14 protein-coding genes, 1 tRNA gene and 3 pseudogenes are annotated in these 17,084 nt (G+C 68.0%); 12 read left to right on the plus strand and 6 right to left on the minus strand.

The annotated features are described in order from the left end of the window. The first annotated feature begins 11 nt into the window (after positions 1–11). The 4 genes and pseudogenes from BN4332_RS25150 to BN4332_RS25165 all read left to right on the plus strand — a co-directional run bounded on the left by BN4332_RS25150 (position 12) and on the right by BN4332_RS25165 (position 3,203). Positions 12–1,124, plus strand: coding sequence for an ABC transporter ATP-binding protein (locus BN4332_RS25150; RefSeq protein ID WP_066902198.1), 1,113 nt, complete (start codon positions 12–14; stop codon positions 1,122–1,124). Beyond that, positions 1,124–1,789: an ABC transporter permease gene (locus BN4332_RS25155; protein WP_066902182.1), complete on the plus strand. Its 666-nt coding sequence runs from the start codon at positions 1,124–1,126 to the stop codon at positions 1,787–1,789. The genes BN4332_RS25150 and BN4332_RS25155 overlap by 1 nt, the downstream gene beginning before the upstream one ends. After that, positions 1,786–2,619, plus strand: a pseudogene (locus tag BN4332_RS25160) (ABC transporter permease subunit). Before BN4332_RS25155 ends, BN4332_RS25160 begins: the two are co-directional and overlap by 4 nt. Next, positions 2,616–3,203: a putative glycolipid-binding domain-containing protein gene (locus BN4332_RS25165; RefSeq protein ID WP_066902183.1), complete on the plus strand. Its 588-nt coding sequence runs from the start codon at positions 2,616–2,618 to the stop codon at positions 3,201–3,203. The pseudogene BN4332_RS25160 and the gene BN4332_RS25165 overlap by 4 nt, the downstream one beginning before the upstream one ends. Here the strand turns inward: BN4332_RS25165 and BN4332_RS25170 are convergent. Continuing rightward, positions 3,166–4,110 carry a prephenate dehydrogenase gene (locus BN4332_RS25170; protein ID WP_066902199.1) on the minus strand — a complete coding sequence of 315 codons (945 nt, stop codon included), beginning with the start codon at positions 4,108–4,110 and terminating at the stop codon, positions 3,166–3,168. The two genes, BN4332_RS25165 and BN4332_RS25170, sit on opposite strands and share 38 nt — an antisense overlap. A gap of 98 nt (positions 4,111–4,208) precedes the next feature. Here BN4332_RS25170 and BN4332_RS25175 point away from each other — a divergent pair, with 98 nt between their 5' ends. From BN4332_RS25175 to BN4332_RS25190, 4 genes and pseudogenes are all read left to right on the plus strand, one after another. After that, the gene (locus BN4332_RS25175; RefSeq protein WP_019348792.1) at positions 4,209–4,715 is read left to right on the plus strand and encodes a tRNA adenosine deaminase-associated protein; all 507 of its coding nucleotides are present in this window, start codon (positions 4,209–4,211) and stop codon (positions 4,713–4,715) included. Between the two features lie 96 nt (positions 4,716–4,811). Further along, a pseudogene (locus BN4332_RS25180) lies at positions 4,812–5,053 on the plus strand (nucleoside deaminase); the annotation flags it as partial. A gap of 134 nt (positions 5,054–5,187) precedes the next feature. Further along, a tRNA-Ser gene (locus BN4332_RS25185) sits at positions 5,188–5,278 on the plus strand. Positions 5,279–5,551: 273 nt separating this feature from the next. After that, the gene (locus tag BN4332_RS25190; RefSeq protein WP_200820349.1) at positions 5,552–5,863 is read left to right on the plus strand and encodes a cupin domain-containing protein; all 312 of its coding nucleotides are present in this window, start codon (positions 5,552–5,554) and stop codon (positions 5,861–5,863) included. A gap of 56 nt (positions 5,864–5,919) precedes the next feature. Here the strand turns inward: BN4332_RS25190 and BN4332_RS25195 are convergent, their stop codons facing one another. Both BN4332_RS25195 and BN4332_RS25200 read right to left on the minus strand, forming a co-directional pair. After that, complete coding sequence (locus tag BN4332_RS25195) at positions 5,920–7,710, minus strand: peroxidase family protein (RefSeq protein ID WP_066902185.1); 1,791 nt, start codon at positions 7,708–7,710, stop codon at positions 5,920–5,922. Continuing rightward, positions 7,670–8,080, minus strand: coding sequence for a hypothetical protein (locus tag BN4332_RS25200; RefSeq protein ID WP_066902186.1), 411 nt, complete (start codon positions 8,078–8,080; stop codon positions 7,670–7,672). Before BN4332_RS25200 ends, BN4332_RS25195 begins: the two co-directional genes overlap by 41 nt. Before the next feature lie 110 nt (positions 8,081–8,190). Here BN4332_RS25200 and BN4332_RS25205 point away from each other — a divergent pair, with 110 nt between their 5' ends. The 4 genes and pseudogenes from BN4332_RS25205 to BN4332_RS25220 all read left to right on the plus strand — a co-directional run bounded on the left by BN4332_RS25205 (position 8,191) and on the right by BN4332_RS25220 (position 13,209). Further along, positions 8,191–9,546, plus strand: coding sequence for a WS/DGAT/MGAT family O-acyltransferase (locus BN4332_RS25205; protein WP_066902187.1), 1,356 nt, complete (start codon positions 8,191–8,193; stop codon positions 9,544–9,546). A gap of 87 nt (positions 9,547–9,633) precedes the next feature. Then, positions 9,634–11,853, plus strand: coding sequence for a propanediol/glycerol family dehydratase large subunit (locus tag BN4332_RS25210; protein WP_066902200.1), 2,220 nt, complete (start codon positions 9,634–9,636; stop codon positions 11,851–11,853). Then, a complete protein-coding gene (locus tag BN4332_RS25215; protein ID WP_066902188.1) occupies positions 11,850–12,182 on the plus strand; it encodes a diol dehydratase small subunit in 333 nt (110 codons plus the stop codon). Before BN4332_RS25210 ends, BN4332_RS25215 begins: the two co-directional genes overlap by 4 nt. Beyond that, a pseudogene (locus BN4332_RS25220) lies at positions 12,122–13,209 on the plus strand (diol dehydratase reactivase ATPase-like domain-containing protein). The gene BN4332_RS25215 and the pseudogene BN4332_RS25220 overlap by 61 nt, the downstream one beginning before the upstream one ends. Here the strand turns inward: BN4332_RS25220 and BN4332_RS25225 are convergent. The 3 genes from BN4332_RS25225 to BN4332_RS25235 all read right to left on the minus strand — a co-directional run. Then, positions 13,206–14,996, minus strand: a complete 1,791-nt coding sequence (locus BN4332_RS25225; protein ID WP_066902189.1) for a penicillin-binding transpeptidase domain-containing protein — start codon at positions 14,994–14,996, stop codon at positions 13,206–13,208. The pseudogene BN4332_RS25220 and the gene BN4332_RS25225 overlap by 4 nt on opposite strands. A 48-nt stretch (positions 14,997–15,044) precedes the next feature. Continuing rightward, the gene (locus BN4332_RS25230; protein ID WP_084459403.1) at positions 15,045–16,475 is read right to left on the minus strand and encodes a PE-PPE domain-containing protein; all 1,431 of its coding nucleotides are present in this window, start codon (positions 16,473–16,475) and stop codon (positions 15,045–15,047) included. A gap of 180 nt (positions 16,476–16,655) precedes the next feature. Beyond that, positions 16,656–17,084, minus strand: a 429-nt coding sequence (locus BN4332_RS25235) for a lipoprotein LpqH (RefSeq protein ID WP_066902191.1), incomplete at its 5' end; no start/stop codon positions are given.

Consider the following 17,084-nt stretch of genomic DNA (forward strand, 5'->3'; position numbering starts at 1 on the left):
AGAGGGTCGCGGTGATCTCCTTCAGTAACGTCACCAAGCAATATCCGGACGGCACGGTCGCCGTCGACGATCTCAATCTGGAAGTCCCCCAGGGCACGTTGACGGTGTTCGTCGGCCCGTCGGGCTGCGGCAAGACCACCTCGATGCGGATGATCAACCGGATGATCGACCCCACCTCGGGCACGCTCACGGTCAACGGCGAGGACGTCACCACGGTCGACCCCGTCAAGCTGCGGTTGGGCATGGGGTACGTCATCCAGAGCGCCGGGCTGATGCCGCACCTGCGCGTCGTCGACAACGTCGCGACGGTGCCGGTGCTGCGGGGGGAATCCCGGCGTCGTGCCCGCAAGGCCGCGATCGGGGTGATGGAACGGGTGGGGCTGGACCCGAGCCTGGCCGACCGCTATCCGGCGCAGTTGTCCGGCGGGCAACAGCAGCGCGTCGGCGTGGCCCGCGCGCTGGCCGCCGACCCGCCGATCCTGTTGATGGACGAACCGTTCAGTGCGGTGGACCCGGTGGTGCGGGAGGATCTGCAGGCCGAAATCCTGCGATTGCAAAGCGAATTGCGCAAGACGATCGTGTTCGTCACGCATGACATCGACGAGGCGATCAAACTCGGGGACAAGGTGGCGGTGTTCGGCCGCGGGGGTGTGCTGCAGCAGTACGATTCGCCGGCCCGGTTGTTGTCGAACCCCGCCAACGACCTGGTGGCCGGGATCGTCGGCGCCGACCGGGGGTATCGCGGTCTGCAGTTCTTCCACGCCAGCGGCCTGCCGCTGCACGACATCCGCCACGTTTCGGAAGAGCAGATCGACGGGCTGCAGCTCGGCCCGGGGGACTGGGTGCTGATCACCAAACCCGACGGCGCGCCCTACGGCTGGATCAATGCCGAGGGAGTCCAGGTGCACCGGTCCGGAAAGACGCTCTACGACAGCACGATTGCCGGGGGTTCGCTGTTCCGGCCGGACGGCGCACTGCGGCAGGCGCTGGACGCGGCGTTGTCGTCACCGTCGGGGCTCGGCGTCGCGGTCGATGCCGACGATCAGGTCATCGGCGGGGTGCGGGCCGAAGATGTGCTGGTGGCACTGGAATCCCAGCGGCACATCCCCGCATTGGGAACGTGATGCGGTATCTGCTGAACCACCTCGACGACCTGTGGGTGCTGACCATCGTGCACCTGCGGCTGTCGCTGGTGCCCATCGTGCTCGGCCTGCTGATCGCCGTCCCCCTCGGTGCCGCAGTGCAGCGCACCACCGCGCTGCGGCGGTTCACCACCCTGAGCGCGAGCATCATCTTCACGATCCCGTCGCTGGCCCTGTTCGTGGTGCTGCCGCTGATCATTCCGACCCGCATCCTGGACGAGGCCAATGTCATTGTGGCGCTGACCCTTTACACCACCGCGCTGCTGGTGCGGGCGGTGCCCGAGGCGCTTGACGCGGTGCCCGACCACGTGCGGGATGCGGCGACGGCGATCGGGTACCGGCCCCTGGTCCGGATGGTCAAGGTGGAGCTGCCGCTGGCCATCCCGGTGCTGGTGGCCGGGCTGCGGGTGGTCGCCGTCACCAACATCTCGATGGTGTCGGTGGGTTCGGTGATCGGCATCGGCGGCCTCGGCACCTGGTTCACCGAGGGCTATCAGTCCAACAAGAGCGACCAGATCATCGCCGGCATCATCGCGATCTTCGTGCTGGCCATCGTGATCGACACCCTGATCATGCTGGCCGGCAAGGCCATCACGCCCTGGAATCGCCCCGCCCGCACCGCCAACCGGGCCAAGGCGGCGGCATGAACTTTCTGCAGCAGGCCCTGGACTTCATCTTCACCGCCGCCAACTGGGGCGGACCGGCCGGGCTGACCGCCCGCATCGTCGAGCATCTGCAGTACACCGTGGTCGCGGTGGTGGCCTCGGCCGTCGTCGCGATCCCGGTAGGTCTGCTCATCGGGCACACCGGGCGCGGCACGTTCCTCGTCGTCACCGGGGTGAACGCGCTGCGGGCCCTGCCCACCCTCGGCGTGCTGCTGCTCGGGGTGCTGTTGTGGGGGCTCGGGTTGGTGCCGCCGACGGTCGCGCTGATGCTGCTGGGCATCCCGCCGTTGCTGGCCGGGACCTACGCCGGCATCGCCAACGTCGACCGGTCCGTGGTCGGCGCGGCGCGGTCGATGGGGATGACCGAGCGGCGGGGGGTGGTGGGGGGGGGGGGGGCCCATGCCCTGCCGCCGATCCTCTGTTTCTTTTTAAAATCACTATGTGTATAAAAGACAGGCGGTTGGGTATTGGAAAAAGGTGAANCCGCGACGGTGGCCGCCTACGCGAGCCTCGGCGGGCTCGGCCGGTACCTGATCGACGGGATCAAGGTGCGCCAGTTCCACATCGCGCTGGTGGGTGCGTTGATGGTGACGGCACTGGCCCTGATCCTGGATGCCGCATTGGCCTTCGCGGTCTGGCTGTCGGTGCCCGGTAGTGGCCGGTTGGGGCTCCAAAACAGGCGTGGTCGCCGGATGCCGCAGCCGTTGCTCGACGACGAGGTGGCCCTCGAGTCACCTGCCCGGGGGAGCGTGCGGGGGAGTTCCGGACTCGGCTACGAACGCCGTGCGTCGTCGCATACGGTAGAAGGGTGAGTGACCAGAAGGACAGTGCCTGGCCAGCGGTGTTGACGTGGCGGGCGCACGATGTATCCCGGATGGAGTCGGTCCGGGTTCAGCTGTCGGGCAACCGGATCAAGGCCTATGGCCGGATTGTCGCCGCCGCCACGGACTCTCACCCCGCCTTCTCGGCCTCCTACGACCTGGTCACCGATGAGGGCGGCGCCACCAAACGCCTGTCCCTCACCGTCACGCTGGCCGAGCGGGAACGCCAGCTCTCCATCGCGCGCGACGAGGAGAACATGTGGCTGGTACAGGACCACACCCAGACCAAGCGCTCGGACTTCGGCGGTGCGCTCGACGTCGACGTGGTGTTCAGCCCGTTCTTCAACGCGCTGCCGATCCGGCGTACGGGCCTGCATCAGCGGGCCGATTCGGTCACGCTTCCGGTCGTCTACGTACGGTTGCCGGACTTCTCGGTGGAGACCGCCAACATCAGCTACAGCAGTTCGGGTCCAGGGGCCGGCGTGAAACTGCACTCGCCCGTCGCCGACACCACCATCACGGTGGACTCCGACGGCTTCATCCTTGATTACCCAGGACTGGCAGAGCGGATCTGATCACCCCGCCGGCGCGCCCGGCGGCGGCCAGCTCGGCCCGCCAGTTGTCCGTGCCGACCACCGTGGTGATGATTTCGGGTCGGCTGAAGCTGTCGTACCGCATCCGCGCGGCGTGGCCCGTCTCGACCAGATCGGCCACCGAACCCGTGGCGGCCAAGGTCTGTTTGGCCCGGGTCAGCAGCTCGATGCCCTGTTCGAGCGCGGGCAGCAGCTGATCGGCATTGGCCTCACACATGGCCCGCACCAGGTCGGGTGCGGTGGCCGCGACCCGGGTACCGTCCCGGAACGAGCCGGCGGCCAGGGCGAACGCCAACGGCACCTCGCCCGCGATGGCGGCCAGCGATTCGGCGAACAGATGCGGCAGGTGTGAGATGGCGGCCGCGGCGGCATCGTGCTCGTCCGAGCGGGCCGGCACCACCACCGCGTGGCAGTCCAGGGCCAGCTGGGTGACCAGCGCCCAGACGTGCGCGTCGACGTGATCGTCCACGCTCACCACCCAGGGCGCGCCGGTGAACAGGGCGGCGTCTCCGGCCGACCAGCCCGAGTGCGCAGTGCCGGCCATCGGATGGCCGCCGACGAAGTTCTGCAAGAGGCCGACCTGCTGCACTGCGGACAGCACCGCGCCCTTGACGCTGGTGACATCGGTCAGCGGGCACTGCGGCGCGGCATCGCGGATGTGGTCGAGCAGCTGGGGCAGCGCGGGCACCGGCACCGCCAGCACGATCAGCGCATTGCTGTCGGCGGCGCGGCGCAGGGCCGCATCGAGGTTCTCGGTGGCGTCGAAGCCGTCGAATTTCGCGGCCGTCACCGACTCGATCGACCGGTTGTAGCCGAAGACCTCGCGGCCCGCCCCCGCCGCGGCACGCATCAGCGAGCCGCCGATCAGGCCCAAGCCCAACACGCACACCGGTGTGTTCGTCACGCATCAAGGTTGGCACATGCACCGAGCCGGGGCGGAGGTGATCCCTGGTCAAAATTGCTGGTCGGCGACTACCGTAGGCGGGCATGGAGGCACAGCGTGCGCCGGCAGACCTGCCTGATGGCTTCGGGGTGGCCGTTGTCCGGGAGGACGGCAAGTGGCGGTGCGCCCCCATGCGGTCGTCCTCGCTGAAGAGTCTGACCGCGGCCGAGACCGAACTGCGCGAGCTGCGCAGCGCCGGGGCGGTGTTCGGGCTGCTGGATGTGGACGACGAATTCTTCGTGATCGTGCGGCCGGCGCCGGCCGGAACCAGGTTGCTGCTATCGGACGCCACGGCTGCGCTGGACTACGACATCGCCGCTGAGGCGCTGGAGAATCTGGACGCTGACCTCGAAGAAGAAGACCTCGAGGATGCGGACCCGTTCGAGGAGGGCGACCTCTCGGTGCTGTCGGATATCGGCCTGCATGAGGATGTGCTCGGCGTGATCCTGTCCGAGACCGACCTGTACGCCGACGAGCAGATCGGGCGGATCGCCCGCGAGATGGGCTTCGCCGACGAGCTGTCCGCGGTGCTCGACCGGCTCGGTCGGTGAGGTCGACGGACCAGGCCCTGATCCGCGCCGCGCTGGAGGCCGCCCGGACCGCGGGCCCGCGCGATGTGCCGATCGGCTGTCTCCTATAACCATCTNGGCTCGAAGGGACGACGCTGGCCGTGACCGTCGAGCCGTGCACGATGTGCGCAGGCGCATTGGTGCTGGCCAGGGTGGCGCGCGTGGTGTTCGGCGCGTGGGAGCCCAAGACCGGGGCGGTCGGCTCGCTGTGGGATGTGGTGCGTGACCGCCGGCTCAACCACCGGCCCGAGGTGGTCGGCGGGGTGCTGGCCGACGAGTGTGCGGCCCTACTCGAGGAGTTTTTCGCTCGTCAGCGGTGAACCCGTGCCGCCGAGCGTGAACACGATGGCGAGTTTTCGGCCGATCTTCGCGATCTTCTTCACGCTCGCGGGCCGGATGTGAGCGCCAGGGCCGCAATTATGGCTCTCGGCTCTGGCCCGGTAAGCTGCCACACGGTGGCGTGTCCGAGCGGCCTAAGGAGCACGCCTCGAAAGCGTGTGACGGGTAACCCCCGTCCGAGGGTTCAAATCCCTCCGCCACCGCCATAATCTCCCCACCGGTTATCCCGGTGGGGAGATTGTTCATGGTCACCCGTCGAGTAGCCGCCCTCGCCGACAGGCCAACTCGGAAGTCAAGACCTAACGCGATCTGACTTTTCTTCTGACTTACGAGCTCCAAGAGACGCGGCCTGATCGGCGTGGTGGAGCGCGATCGCCGCGACCAACTCGTCGGTGTTGATGGACCCCAACGGGTTTGGCCTCATTCCTCCACGCCGACGAAGACCACTACGGCGATCGACTGTCTGAGACGATGGTGTGGTGGCAGTTCCCGAGGTAGTCGATATCGCAGCCGAGCTCACACGAGTAACAGATCTATGGTCATTGACGACCGTCGCACAGCTCAACGATTACGCGATCGAGCTTGTCAAAATGGCCGGCGAGTTCATGTGGCACACCCACGACTCCGACAAGTTGTTCTTGGTCATCGCTGGTGAACTTCAGGTGCAGATGCGCGACCGCACTGTCCAGGTGGGGCCTGGTCAGTTCGTCGTCGTTCCCCGCGGTGTGGAGCATTGCCCGGTGGCAATCGGAGAGGTGCACGCGTTGCTGATCGAACCGATGCACCAGTGATACAGATTCCGACGAGCTGAGAGATACCCACGCCCGAAATCCATGACAGAGCCCGCCTAGATCCGCGGCCACGGCGCGAACGCGTTGCATTGCCCGCGCAGTGCCGGCTCCAGCTCGGGATAGTGCCGCAGCAGCACCGAGGTCATGTCGTTGCGGGCGATCCAGTCCATGCCTTCGGGGGTGTAGACGCGCGGCGTGAAGTCGACGGTGTAGAAGCGGTCGCTCTTGAGCCGCCGGGTCGCCATCAGCACGAAGATCCGGAATGCCGTGTCGCTGAACCCGAATCCGTCGGGCCGCTTCTCGCCGAACATGCCGACCATCGCGTCGACCTTCTCGATGTCGCCGCCGTAGATCTCGGCCATCGCGATGGCCGTGTCGCGGTCGCCGTTGCTGATCTCGTCGAAACTCGTCGCCGGCTTCAACCGCAGGGCTCGGCGGAAGTCGTTGTAGCGCGGCACACCTCGCTCGCGGGAGCGCAGGATGTCGGTGGCGATCAGATCGAGCATGTTCTCGTCGGTGCGCTGGAAGTGCCGCATGAAATTCGGGCTGTTGTGCAGGGTGACGGCACCGGGGTGGGCGACGCCGAGGGAGTACAGGCATTCGGCGGCGCCGACGCTCTTGAGCACGCCGCGGGAGTTCGCGCCGCCGTGCAGGTCGCCGAAGGTGAGCGGGTGCGGCTCGGCATCGGCTGTGAGACTGAGGAATTCGTAGTCGTCGGGAACCAGCGGGTGCATCCGGTACACGGTGACGAAGTCCTCGGTGATCGCATACGGCGCGGTGTGGTGGTCGGACTGCGAGCCGGGGATGCCGCTGACCACATCGCTGGACCCCAGCCGCCCGAACAGTTCCTTGACCCGCTCGCCGGCCAGGCCGAACCAGTTGGCCCGCATGCCGATCTGCAGCGTCGGGTGGCCCAGGATCGCCGGGGTCCACTCGATGGTGTGGATCTTGGCGATCAGGGCGGCGTTGATCAGCCGCGCCTTGTTGAACAGCTGATCGTTGGACCAGTGCGGGTAGGCGGTCTTGAGCCGATCGCAGATCGCGTTGTGCTCGCGCATGAAGATCGTGCCCATCAGCTCCATGCCCAGCCACCAGCCGTCCGCGCCGCCCGAGGCGCCGAGCAGTGCGGGGTCGATGTCGATGAACCCGTCGGCGTCGACGCACACCTTGCCGTCGATGCAGGCCCGGCCGTCGCGATGGGTGCGGATGGCCTGCTGGAACTGCGCGTTGCTGCCGTAGATCTGCGAGGCGTCCCACCAGTGGGTCTCGGTGTTCAGGAAGCTGGTCGCGCCGGGTTCCGCCGTGGGATCGGCCGAGGTGGCCGGGACCTTGATGGTGTCCTCGGGCCAGTCGTCGTCCGGTGGCCGGGGAATCTCGATCATCCGGTTGGTGTCGCTGCCGTGGCTGAACCAGTCTCGGGTTTCGAACTGCAACCACGCCGCGGCGAGCACGTTCAGGGAGGGGGCCGGCTGGAATGTGTCGCGCTGCAGCAGTCGGGTGCTGATCAGCCTGGGGTTGGGATCCATCAGCCGCGGCGGCGTCTCGGCACGGCCCTCGTGCAGCGGGACGTTGCGCCCGAATCGGGTGTTCGCCATCCCCATCGACGGCGCGTCGAGGTCGTTGTAGGAGCCGTCGGCGGTCCGGACGGTCAGATAATCGGTGGGCGTCATGGCCGGTGCCGCCGGTGGCCGGCCCTGGTAGCCGTCGTACAGGTTGTGTTCGCGCAAGGCGTCGCGGATCCCGACCAGCACCGAGATCCCGATGATGGGCGGCAGGTTGTCCCAGCCGATCCGTCGGTCGATCAGTTCACTGGTCTTGAGGAACAGCCTGGTCAGAAGTGAGGGCATGACGGGATCCTTTCCACGCGACGATGGCGAGAGCGGTGTTGAGTGCGGAGATGACGGTGGCCACGATGCCGTGGCGGCGCGGCAGATCGCCGCGCGCGGTGGTCACGGCGGCCGACACGGTGTCGGTGGCGTGGATCAGCACGGCGAGCTTCTCGGCCCGACGTAGTTCCTGGCCGCGCAGCGTCAGCAGGTCGAGGCCGATGAGCACGGTCCGGATCCCGAACATCCGGAACGGATAACTGCCCGAGCGGTCGCGCACAGGATCGACTCCCAGTCGGGTGAGCAGTTTTCCGGGTGCCACAAGCGCGGTCGCGCCGTTGGCGATCCGGATCACCGCCAGCGCGGTGCGGGCTGCCGTCGGGCTCAGCATGGATAGATCTTCGGTCCGGACGACTCCCGGCGCATGAGTAGTCGGCTACTTGTTTTGCGGAGTTCGCCGATGCGTGGTCGCCGCGCCGCGCACCCGCGTTGAATGGGTCCATGGAGCTGATGTCGCCCACCGATTCGATGTTCCTGATCGCCGAGACGCGGGAGCATCCATTCCATGTCGGCGGCCTCGCGCTCTACGAACCGCCGGCCGGGGCCGGCGGCGATTTCGTGCGGGAGTTGCACGAGGACATGGTTTCCCACACCGACTTTCAGCCGGTGTTCCGCAAACGCCCGTCCACCATCCTCGGCGCGATCGCGAACGTCGGCTGGTCCTACGACGACGAGGTGGACCTCGACTATCACCTGCGGCGGTCGGCACTGCCCTCTCCCGGCCGGGTGCGCGATCTGCTGGAGTTGACCTCGCGGCTGCACGGCAGCCTGCTCGACCGGCACCGCCCGCTGTGGGAGGCCCACTTGATCGAGGGGCTCGCCGATGGCCGGTTCGCGGTGTACACCAAGATGCACCATTCCCTGATCGACGGGGTGTCGGCGCTCAAGCTGTTGATGCGCACGCTGTCGGAAGATCCCGACGACACCGCGGTACGGGTGCCGTGGACACTGCCGCGCCGCCACCGGCCGCGCCAGAGTTCGTCGCTGGCCCGGACGGTTGCCGATACCGTCGGCTCGGTCGCCGGCCTGGCCCCGTCGACGGTCAAGCTGGCCCGCGCGGCGCTGCTGGAGCAGCAGCTCACGTTGCCGTTCTCAGCTCCCAAAACGATGTTCAACGTCAAGATCGGCGGCGCCCGCCGGGTGGCGGCGCAGTCCTGGCCGCTGGAACGGTTCCAGCGGATCGCGCGGGCCACCGGGTTCACGGTCAACGACGTGGTGCTCGCGGTCTGTGGCGGGGCGTTGCGCGGGTACCTGCTGGATCAGGATGCGCTGCCGGAACGATCGCTCATCGCGATGGTCCCGGTGAGTCTGCGCTCCGAACACGAGGCCGACGCCGGCGGCAATCTGGTCGGCTCGGTGCTGTGCAATCTGGGTACCGACCTGGAGGACCCGGCCGACCGGCTCACCGTCGTGGGCGAGTCGATGCGGGGCAACAAGAAGGTGTTCTCCGAGCTGCCGCGGATTCAGGCCCTGGCACTGTCGGCGATGATGATCGCGCCGCTCGGGCTGACCGCGCTGCCCGGCTTCGTCGGGGCCACCTCGCCGCCGTTCAACCTGGTCATCTCCAATGTGCCGGGGCCACGACAACCGTTGTACTGGAAGGGTGCTCGGCTGGACGGCAACTATCCGCTGTCCATCGCGCTGGACGGGCAGGCCATGAACATCACCCTGGCCAACAATGCGGACAACCTCGATTTCGGTCTGGTCGGCTGCCGCCGGAGCGTGCCGCATCTGCAGCGGATGCTCAGTCAGTTGGAGGATTCGCTCAAGGCCCTGGAAGTGGCCTCGGGTGTTTGACCCCAAATGCGTAACGGGTGGACCAAATAGGGTTGGTCGCGCAAAATGGTCGCCGTGACGGATGGCGGCGGTGCGTACCTCGGCCGGATGCGGATTCTCGACGCGAAACCGGTGAACCTCGACGGCTTCAGCGTGGCGAACCCCGACCTCGGCCTGGCCGCGATGAGTAGTCCGAACGACCCCGAGCCGTCCCTCGTCATCAGTGACGGACGGGTGGTCGAGATGGATGGAAAGGCCGCCGCCGATTTCGACGTGATCGACGAGTTCATCGCCCGCTACGGCCTGGATCTCGACGTCGCGGCCGAGGCGATGGCGCTCAGCGATGTCGAATTGGCCCGCAAGACCGTCGATCTCAACGTGCCACGCGCCGAGGTGGTCCGGTTGATCGGCGGCACCACCCCGGCCAAGCTGGCCAAGGTCATCGCACTGCTGACGCCGGTCGAGATACAGATGGCGATGGCCAAGATGCGGGCCCGCCGCACCCCGAGCAATCAGGCCCATGTCACCAATCAGCTCGACGATCCGATGCTGATCGCGGCCGATGCGGCCAGCGCGGTGGCCTATGGGTTCCGGGAGGTGGAGACGACGGTGCCGGTGCTCGGCGACGCCTCGTCGAATGCCGTTGCGCTGTTGATCGGTTCGCAGGTCGGGGTGCCGGGCGCGATGGCGCAGTGCTCGATCGAGGAGGCACTCGAACTGCGGCTGGGTCTGCGCGGGCTGACCAGCTATGCCGAGACCATTTCGATCTATGGCACCGAGCAGGTGTTCGTCGACGGCGACGACACCCCGTTCTCCAAGGCGATCCTGACCTCTGCCTATGCCTCCCGCGGGCTGAAGATGCGGGTCACCAGCGGTGGCGGTGCCGAGGTGCTGATGGGTGCGGCCGAGAAGTGTTCGATCCTGTACCTGGAATCGCGTTGTGTGTCGCTGGCCCGGTCACTGGGTTCGCAGGGCGTGCAGAACGGCGGCATCGACGGCGTCGGCGTGGTGGCCTCGGTGCCCGAGGGCATGAAGGAACTGCTCGCCGAGAACCTGATGGTGATGATGCGGGATCTGGAATCCTGCGCCGGCAACGACAATCTGATCTCCGAGTCCGACATCCGCCGCAGCGCCCACACCCTGCCGGTGCTGCTGGCCGGAGCAGATTTCATCTTCTCGGGGTTCGGCTCGATCCCGCGCTACGACAACGCGTTCGCGCTGTCCAACTTCAACGCCGACGACATGGATGACTTCCTTGTCCTGCAACGGGACTGGGGTGCCGACGGCGGGCTGCGCACGGTGTCCCCGGAGCATCTGGCAGCGGTCCGCCGAAGGGCGGCCACGGCGGTGCAGGCGGTATACCGCGACCTGGGGCTGGCCGATTTCGACGACACCCACATCGAGGAGGTGGTGGTCGCCAACGGCTCACGCGATCTGCCGCCCGGGGACCCGAAGGCCGTCGCGGAGGCGGCCAATGCGATCGAGGCCAAGCAGCTCACCGTCTTCGACGTGGTGGCCGCACTGCACCGCACCGGGTATGGCGACGAGGCCGAGGCCATCATGCGGCTGACGGCCGAACGCCTGCGCGGTGACCAGCTGCAGACCTCCGCGATCTTCGACGAGCAATTCCGCGTGCTGTCGAAAATCACCGATCCGAACGACTATTCGGGCCCGGGCACCGGCTACACGCTGACCGAGCAGCGCCGGGCCGAGATCGACAACATCCGCCAGCAGCGCAACGCCGCGGAGCTCACCGCCGACCAGGCCGAGCACGCCGGCCATCTCACGGTGACCGAGGTCGAACCGGCCCGCCAGGGCAGCGACCCCCGAGAGGTGGTCATCGGGCTGTCACCGGCCCTGGGCCGCAGCGTGTGGCTGAGCCTGTGTGGTCTGCCGATCGGCGAGGTGATCCGCCAGCTGTCCGCGGGCCTGGAGGAAGAGGGCTGTGTGCCGCGGTTCGTGCGGGTCCGCTCGACCATCGACGTCGGCCTCATCGGGCTGACCGCGGCCAAGCTGTCCGGCTCGGGCATCGGAATCGGTTTGCAGGGCAAGGGCACCGCGCTGATCCACCGGCGCGATCTGGCACCACTGGCCAACCTCGAACTGTTCAGCGTCGCCCCGCTGCTGACCGCACGGAATTATCGCGAACTCGGGCGCAACGCCGCCAGGCACGCCAAGGGCATGGCGCCGGTACCGATCCTGACCGGCGGCACTGACGAGTCGATCTCGGCGCGCTACCACGCCCGCGCGGTCGCGTTGGTGGCCCTGGAACGCGAGGCCAGCGAACCGGGCCAGGCGCCGGTCACGGTGGAGGTGAGACGAGCATGACCCACCGATTCACCGTCGAGGCCGCCGTCGACGGCAAACTGGACCTGTCGGATCTGCGGATGGACCCGGCGACGCTGGCCCATCAGGCCGTGGTGGCCGAGGAGAACGGCAACCCCCAGTTGGCCGAGAACTTCCTGCGCGCAGCCGAATTGGCCACCATCGACGATGAAGAGGTGATGGGCCTGTACGAGGCGTTGCGCCCGCACCGGTCGACCGCGGCCGAACTCGACGCGCTGCAGTCCTCGCTGGAAACCCGCGGCGCCACGCGATGCGCGGAGCTGGTGCGTCAAGCCGCCGCGGTCTATGCCCGGCGGGGCCTGTTGCGGTGACCTCGGTGCGGGTGGTCGCCGGGATCGACGTGGGCAACCACACCACGGAGATCGTGCTGGCGCGTTTGGACGACGGTGCCGTACTCCCGATCGCCCACGGTCAGGCCCCAACCCGGGGCCGCAAGGGCTCGCGGGAGTCACTCGAAGGCGCGGCAGCCCTGCTGCACCGCATCGAGGTCGACGCCGGGGCGNGGTCGATGGCGATACGGATTTCGAGATCGCCGCGGCGGCCGTCAACGCCGCTGTCGAACGGGGTTGGACCGTCGCCGGGGTACTGGCCGCCCAGGACGATGCAGTGTTGATCCGCAACCGGATTCAGCTCGATGTTCCGGTGGTGGACGAGGTGAACCTGGACGGGCTCGCGCCCGGCGTCCTCATCGCGGTCGAGGTGGTCGCCGAAGGCCGCGCCTACCGGGCCCTGGCCGATCCGATCGCGTTGTGCGCGGCACTCGAACTCGGCCATGAACGGATTCACGACGTGGCCGAGTTCACCAGGGAGCTGGCGGATTCTCCGGCCATCGCGGTGACGGCGCGCACCGAGGCGCCCGAACCGCCTGCGGTGGACGACGATTACGTCGAGTTCCGGATCGACGGCCGGGTGGTCCGCTATTCACCGGCGCAGGCCCACACCATCCTGCGCCGCGAGCCACCCGGCAGCGTGGCGCGGATCCGGTTGCGCGCGCTGTCGGCCACCGACGGCGAGANGTGCACCCGCGGCAGCGCGGGATTGGTGCCGTTCTCCACCAGGCTCGCCGCCGAGGAATGGCGCAGCCTGCGGCTGGCCATCAAGCAGGAGACGGTGGCCGCCAACATCGCCCGGTGCCTGGCCGCCTTCGAGAAACCGCCGGTAGCGCTGGTGCTGGCCGGCGGTGGCGCACTCGACGACGAACTGCTGCGGACGGTCGGCGAATCCCTGCGGGGGGTGGGAGTTGTGGTGGGCCGGGCGAACATCGACGGCGTGCACGGCCCGCGCTTCGCGGTGGCCTCGGGCCTGGTTCACCTGGCCGCCGAATCCGGCTCCGGTTAGCGCGCGGCCCGCAGGAAATCGCCCGAGATCTTCACCGCGGGTGCCGACGAATCGCCGCCCACCACCAGGGTGGCGAACGCGATGTCCCCGGCGATGCCGGCGAACCAGCTATGGGCAGTGGCGTCAGAAGGGGCCCCGTCGCCGAACTCGGCGGTGCCGGTCTTGCCGCCCAGATCGGGAATGTCGCTCAGCTGGGTGGCGGTGCCCTCGGTCACGGTCTTGCGCATCATGTCGCGCAGCGCGCCGGTGATGTTGGCCGACAACGTCTCCGATGCGGTGTCGGCAGTCGCCTTCTCGCCGTCGACCAGGCTGGGCAGGATCGTCGACCCGTGTGCCAGGCTGGCCTCGGCGACGGCGAGGCCGAACGGGCTCACCGTCACTGTGCCCTGGCCGATGCCATTCTCGACGCGCAGCGCGGCGGTGTTCGCGGCGGGAACCCGACCGGTCACCGTGGTGAGCCCCGGGATGGTGAAGTCCACCCCGATACCGAACGCGCGGGCGGTGTTCGTCAGCGCATCGGCGGGCAGCTTGTCGGACAGCGCGGCCATGCTGGTGTTGCAGGAATGGGAGAACGCGGACGTCAACGGCACTGTGCCCAGGTCGAAGTCGTTGTCGTTCGGGATGGTGCGGTTCTCGATGGTCAGCCGTCCCGGGCAGGCCACCGGCGTGTCCGGGGTGGCCAGCCCCGCCTCCAGCGCAGCGGCGGTGGGGGTGGTCTTTAACGTCGAGCCGGGGGGGTAGAGGTCCGAAAACGCAATGGCGCCTTGTGGATCCGCGGCAGCGTTCTGCGCGGCGGCCAGGATGCCGCCCGTCGAGCCGGAGATCGCGACCACCACGGCGGGCCTGGGCTCCTGGGCGACGGCCTGCTGAGCCGCCAACTGCATCCGCAGGTCCAGTGTGGTGCGCAGCGGGTCGGTCGGCGCCGGCGGTTGTGCCGAAAGCCGCTGGGCGGCAGCGCCGTCCCCGTCGACCAGGTAGACCGACCAGCCGGCCGCTTTGGTGATCCGGTCGTGCCACAGCTGGGACAGCCCGCCGATGGCCGGCGAGGACAGGCCCCGGTCGGCGGTCAGCAGTTCGCCCTGCTCGGCCACGGTGACACCCGGCAGCTGGGCCAATTGGTCGCGCACACCCGTGAGGTCGTCCTCCCGCAGCTTCATCACCGTCACGCGATCATCGGTATTCAAGGTGAACTGCGCGTTGATCGACTCCGCGGTGGTGGTGGCATCGAACGGATTCAGCAGTGCCGCCAGCGGAGCCGCGGAATCGAGGTGGGCGCGCTCCAGGGTGATCACCCCGACGGTCTGCCAGGTCATCAGCGGCTGGCCGGTCCGGTCGAGCACCGGGGTCTGCAGGTCGCTGTCGGTGCTGTACTGAAACTTCAAGCCGTCCTGCAGGTCTCGGTGCAGCAAGGTCGGCGCCCAGGTGATCAGCCAGTCGTCGCCGGTCTTGGCCGCCGAGCCGGCGGTGTCATAGCCGAATTCGCGGCCCTCAGCCCAGGACCACTGATACTTCAGGGTGGCACCGGCGTCGTCGCCGTCCTCGGGTTCGGCGCTGACCTTGACCGCGGCGGCCTCACCCATCCCGTCGAACATCGAGGCGATGGCCGCCTCGGCCGCCCCCGGGTCGGTGGTCTGTGCGGCCGCGGCGTGAGCGTCCTTGCGCTGCAAGGCGTCGGCGAAGGCGGCGAATCGATCAGCCGGGTCCGGGGACGAGGAGCATCCCACGATCGGGAGAACCAGGCCGAGCAGCAGGAACCAGACGATGGCCGTAGTGTGCCGTCGATGCATGCCCCCAGCATGCCATCGGGTCGTCCGATGGCCGGCACGCCGGAGGCGTCAGTTCTCGACGCGCTTGCGGTGCTTGCCGGCAGAGGGGGCCTTAGGTTTGGGCTCCCCGGCTGTCGTGTCGGCACCGGTGTCTCGGTGGGCAGCGGCCACCAGGCGCTTGAGCAGACCGGTGCGGGGCTGGGGCGTCGATGTCGCGGGGGCGCCGGGCTTGGGCAGCGACTTGGCGAACGAACGGTTGACCTTGACGGGGCCTCGGATGGGCGACCGGGTGGTATTCCGGCGCTCAGGTGTCTTGGCTTGCGGCGCTTCGCTTCGGGCGAGGTTCTCGCCGGTATCGGCTGACGGCGGTGTGGGTTGCGGGCCGCCGACGCCGTACATCCCGGCTCGTGCGGTCCCCAGCACGCGGTCGTATCCGGCCGCTTCCAGACCGTTGTCGATACCGACCGGAATCGCATGGACAAAGTTGGTGAGATCGGTGACGGGGTTGGCGATCCGGAACACGCGGGCCGATGCCGATTCGCCGGGACTGAGGGTTCGGTCGTAACCCTGCTCGACCAGCACCCGCAGCGGGGCGTCCAGCGCCACCAGCACAGGCTTCGGCACTCCGATCTGCTCGAGCGGACGCAGCAGCGGGAGTAGGTCGGTGCCGACGGTGTAATAGACCGTGTCGCCATGGGTGCGGCGGTCGGTGGCGGCAGCACCGGGGGCGAGCGCTGTATCCGGGTCCACGATCGACTCGTAATTGCCGTGCAGATAGACGATTCCCAGCACCGCGTTGGCTGTGGCCAACACGTTCAGGGGATACAGCGGGAAATCGGCCCACCCGTCGTATTGCTGCGCGACGTCGAAGGTGGTCGGGTCTTCGCCGGCTTCCCAGCCCGGGCTGGTGGTGGGCGCTGGACCGGACAGTGGAATGTCGAGGACGGGAATCGCGAAACCGCGGAAACGGGACAGGATGCCACCGTTCGGCCGTGCCGGGTTGGAGACCAGGACATAGACGATGTTGCCCCGGGTGGTCTCGGCCTTGTACTTGCTGAGGATGACTGCGCTCTGGGAGTACCCCACAACCACGATGGTCTCGTCGGGGTTTTCGGCGGCGATCCGTTGGCCGAGCCGGTCGAGCCCCTGCTCCACGGACTCCCCATAGGTGAGATCGTCAAGTCCGCCTTTGGAAATGGGCCAGAAGCCGCCGTTGTACTCGACCTGATCGCCGCTCATCCAGTCGTCGCCGTCGTCGACGCCGAGTTGTCCTGGACTTCCGGTGGCCTGGTTGATCACCTTGTTCGAAAAGTTGACGAAGGGTCCGTCGTCGTCGGTGTAGTTACCGATCTTCGTGCCGCGCAGGTACAGGGACTGAGCGAGCAGCTGGGTCGGCGCTGGGACGATCGGTAGGGGCAGCGGGCCGGCGCCGGCCCAGGCCACCGCCGCGACGATCGGTACGGCTACGGCCATTCCCAACGCACCCGCTTTCGACCGCATGCGCGACGCCTTCCTCGTAACCCGCCGGCGTACCGAACCGATGCGGCTCCGCGTCGTCGTCCCAGCCCACACGGCATCTTGCCGGAAGTCCCGGCGCCGCGCGGGTAAAACGACCGGGGTTACCCGGGAAGGCGAGTGTGGGCCCGGGTGTCCATCCGGGCCCACACTCTTCGGGATCTGCTAGGGGCAGGACACTTCGAGCTCGAACGGCTTGGTCACCGGGTTCATCCCGTCCACCCCGGTGGCGTCGCCCTTGATCGTGTATTTGTTGCCGTCCTTGGTGGCCTCGGCGCTGCCGCCGGGGACGCCGGGCGTGTAGCCCAGGCTGACGCCGTCGATGTTGCCCAGCGCCAGGGCGGTCACCGACGGATTGTCTCCCTCGCTGAGGGTGGCGCTGACGCCGGTGAGGCCCTGGCCGACGGTGAGACTGACATTGCCTGCGACCGTGGCGCACACGACGGTGCCGTCGACCTTGTGTTCCTTGCCGTCGATGACGACGCGGGCGGTGCCCGCGCCGGTGGTTGCGGTGGCGTCGCCGGCCTCGACCGAGGCGGTTGCGGTCGCCGATGCGGTGGCGGTTGTGTCGCCGGGCGTGTCTTTTTTTTCGTT

The organism is Mycolicibacterium houstonense (assembly GCF_900078665.2).
GTDB lineage: Bacteria > Actinomycetota > Actinomycetes > Mycobacteriales > Mycobacteriaceae > Mycobacterium > Mycobacterium houstonense.

Coding starts and splice junctions, on each gene's coding strand:
- BN4332_RS25225 (WP_066902189.1), bottom strand. CDS start 14,996: ATGCATCGACGGCACACTACGGCCATCGTCTGGTTCCTGCTGCTCGGC.
- BN4332_RS25175 (WP_019348792.1), top strand. CDS start 4,209: ATGGAGGCACAGCGTGCGCCGGCAGACCTGCCTGATGGCTTCGGGGTG.
- BN4332_RS25205 (WP_066902187.1), top strand. CDS start 8,191: ATGGAGCTGATGTCGCCCACCGATTCGATGTTCCTGATCGCCGAGACG.
- BN4332_RS25230 (WP_084459403.1), bottom strand. CDS start 16,475: ATGCGGTCGAAAGCGGGTGCGTTGGGAATGGCCGTAGCCGTACCGATC.
- BN4332_RS25215 (WP_066902188.1), top strand. CDS start 11,850: ATGACCCACCGATTCACCGTCGAGGCCGCCGTCGACGGCAAACTGGAC.
- BN4332_RS25195 (WP_066902185.1), bottom strand. CDS start 7,710: ATGCCCTCACTTCTGACCAGGCTGTTCCTCAAGACCAGTGAACTGATC.
- BN4332_RS25155 (WP_066902182.1), top strand. CDS start 1,124: ATGCGGTATCTGCTGAACCACCTCGACGACCTGTGGGTGCTGACCATC.
- BN4332_RS25200 (WP_066902186.1), bottom strand. CDS start 8,080: ATGCTGAGCCCGACGGCAGCCCGCACCGCGCTGGCGGTGATCCGGATC.
- BN4332_RS25210 (WP_066902200.1), top strand. CDS start 9,634: ATGCGGATTCTCGACGCGAAACCGGTGAACCTCGACGGCTTCAGCGTG.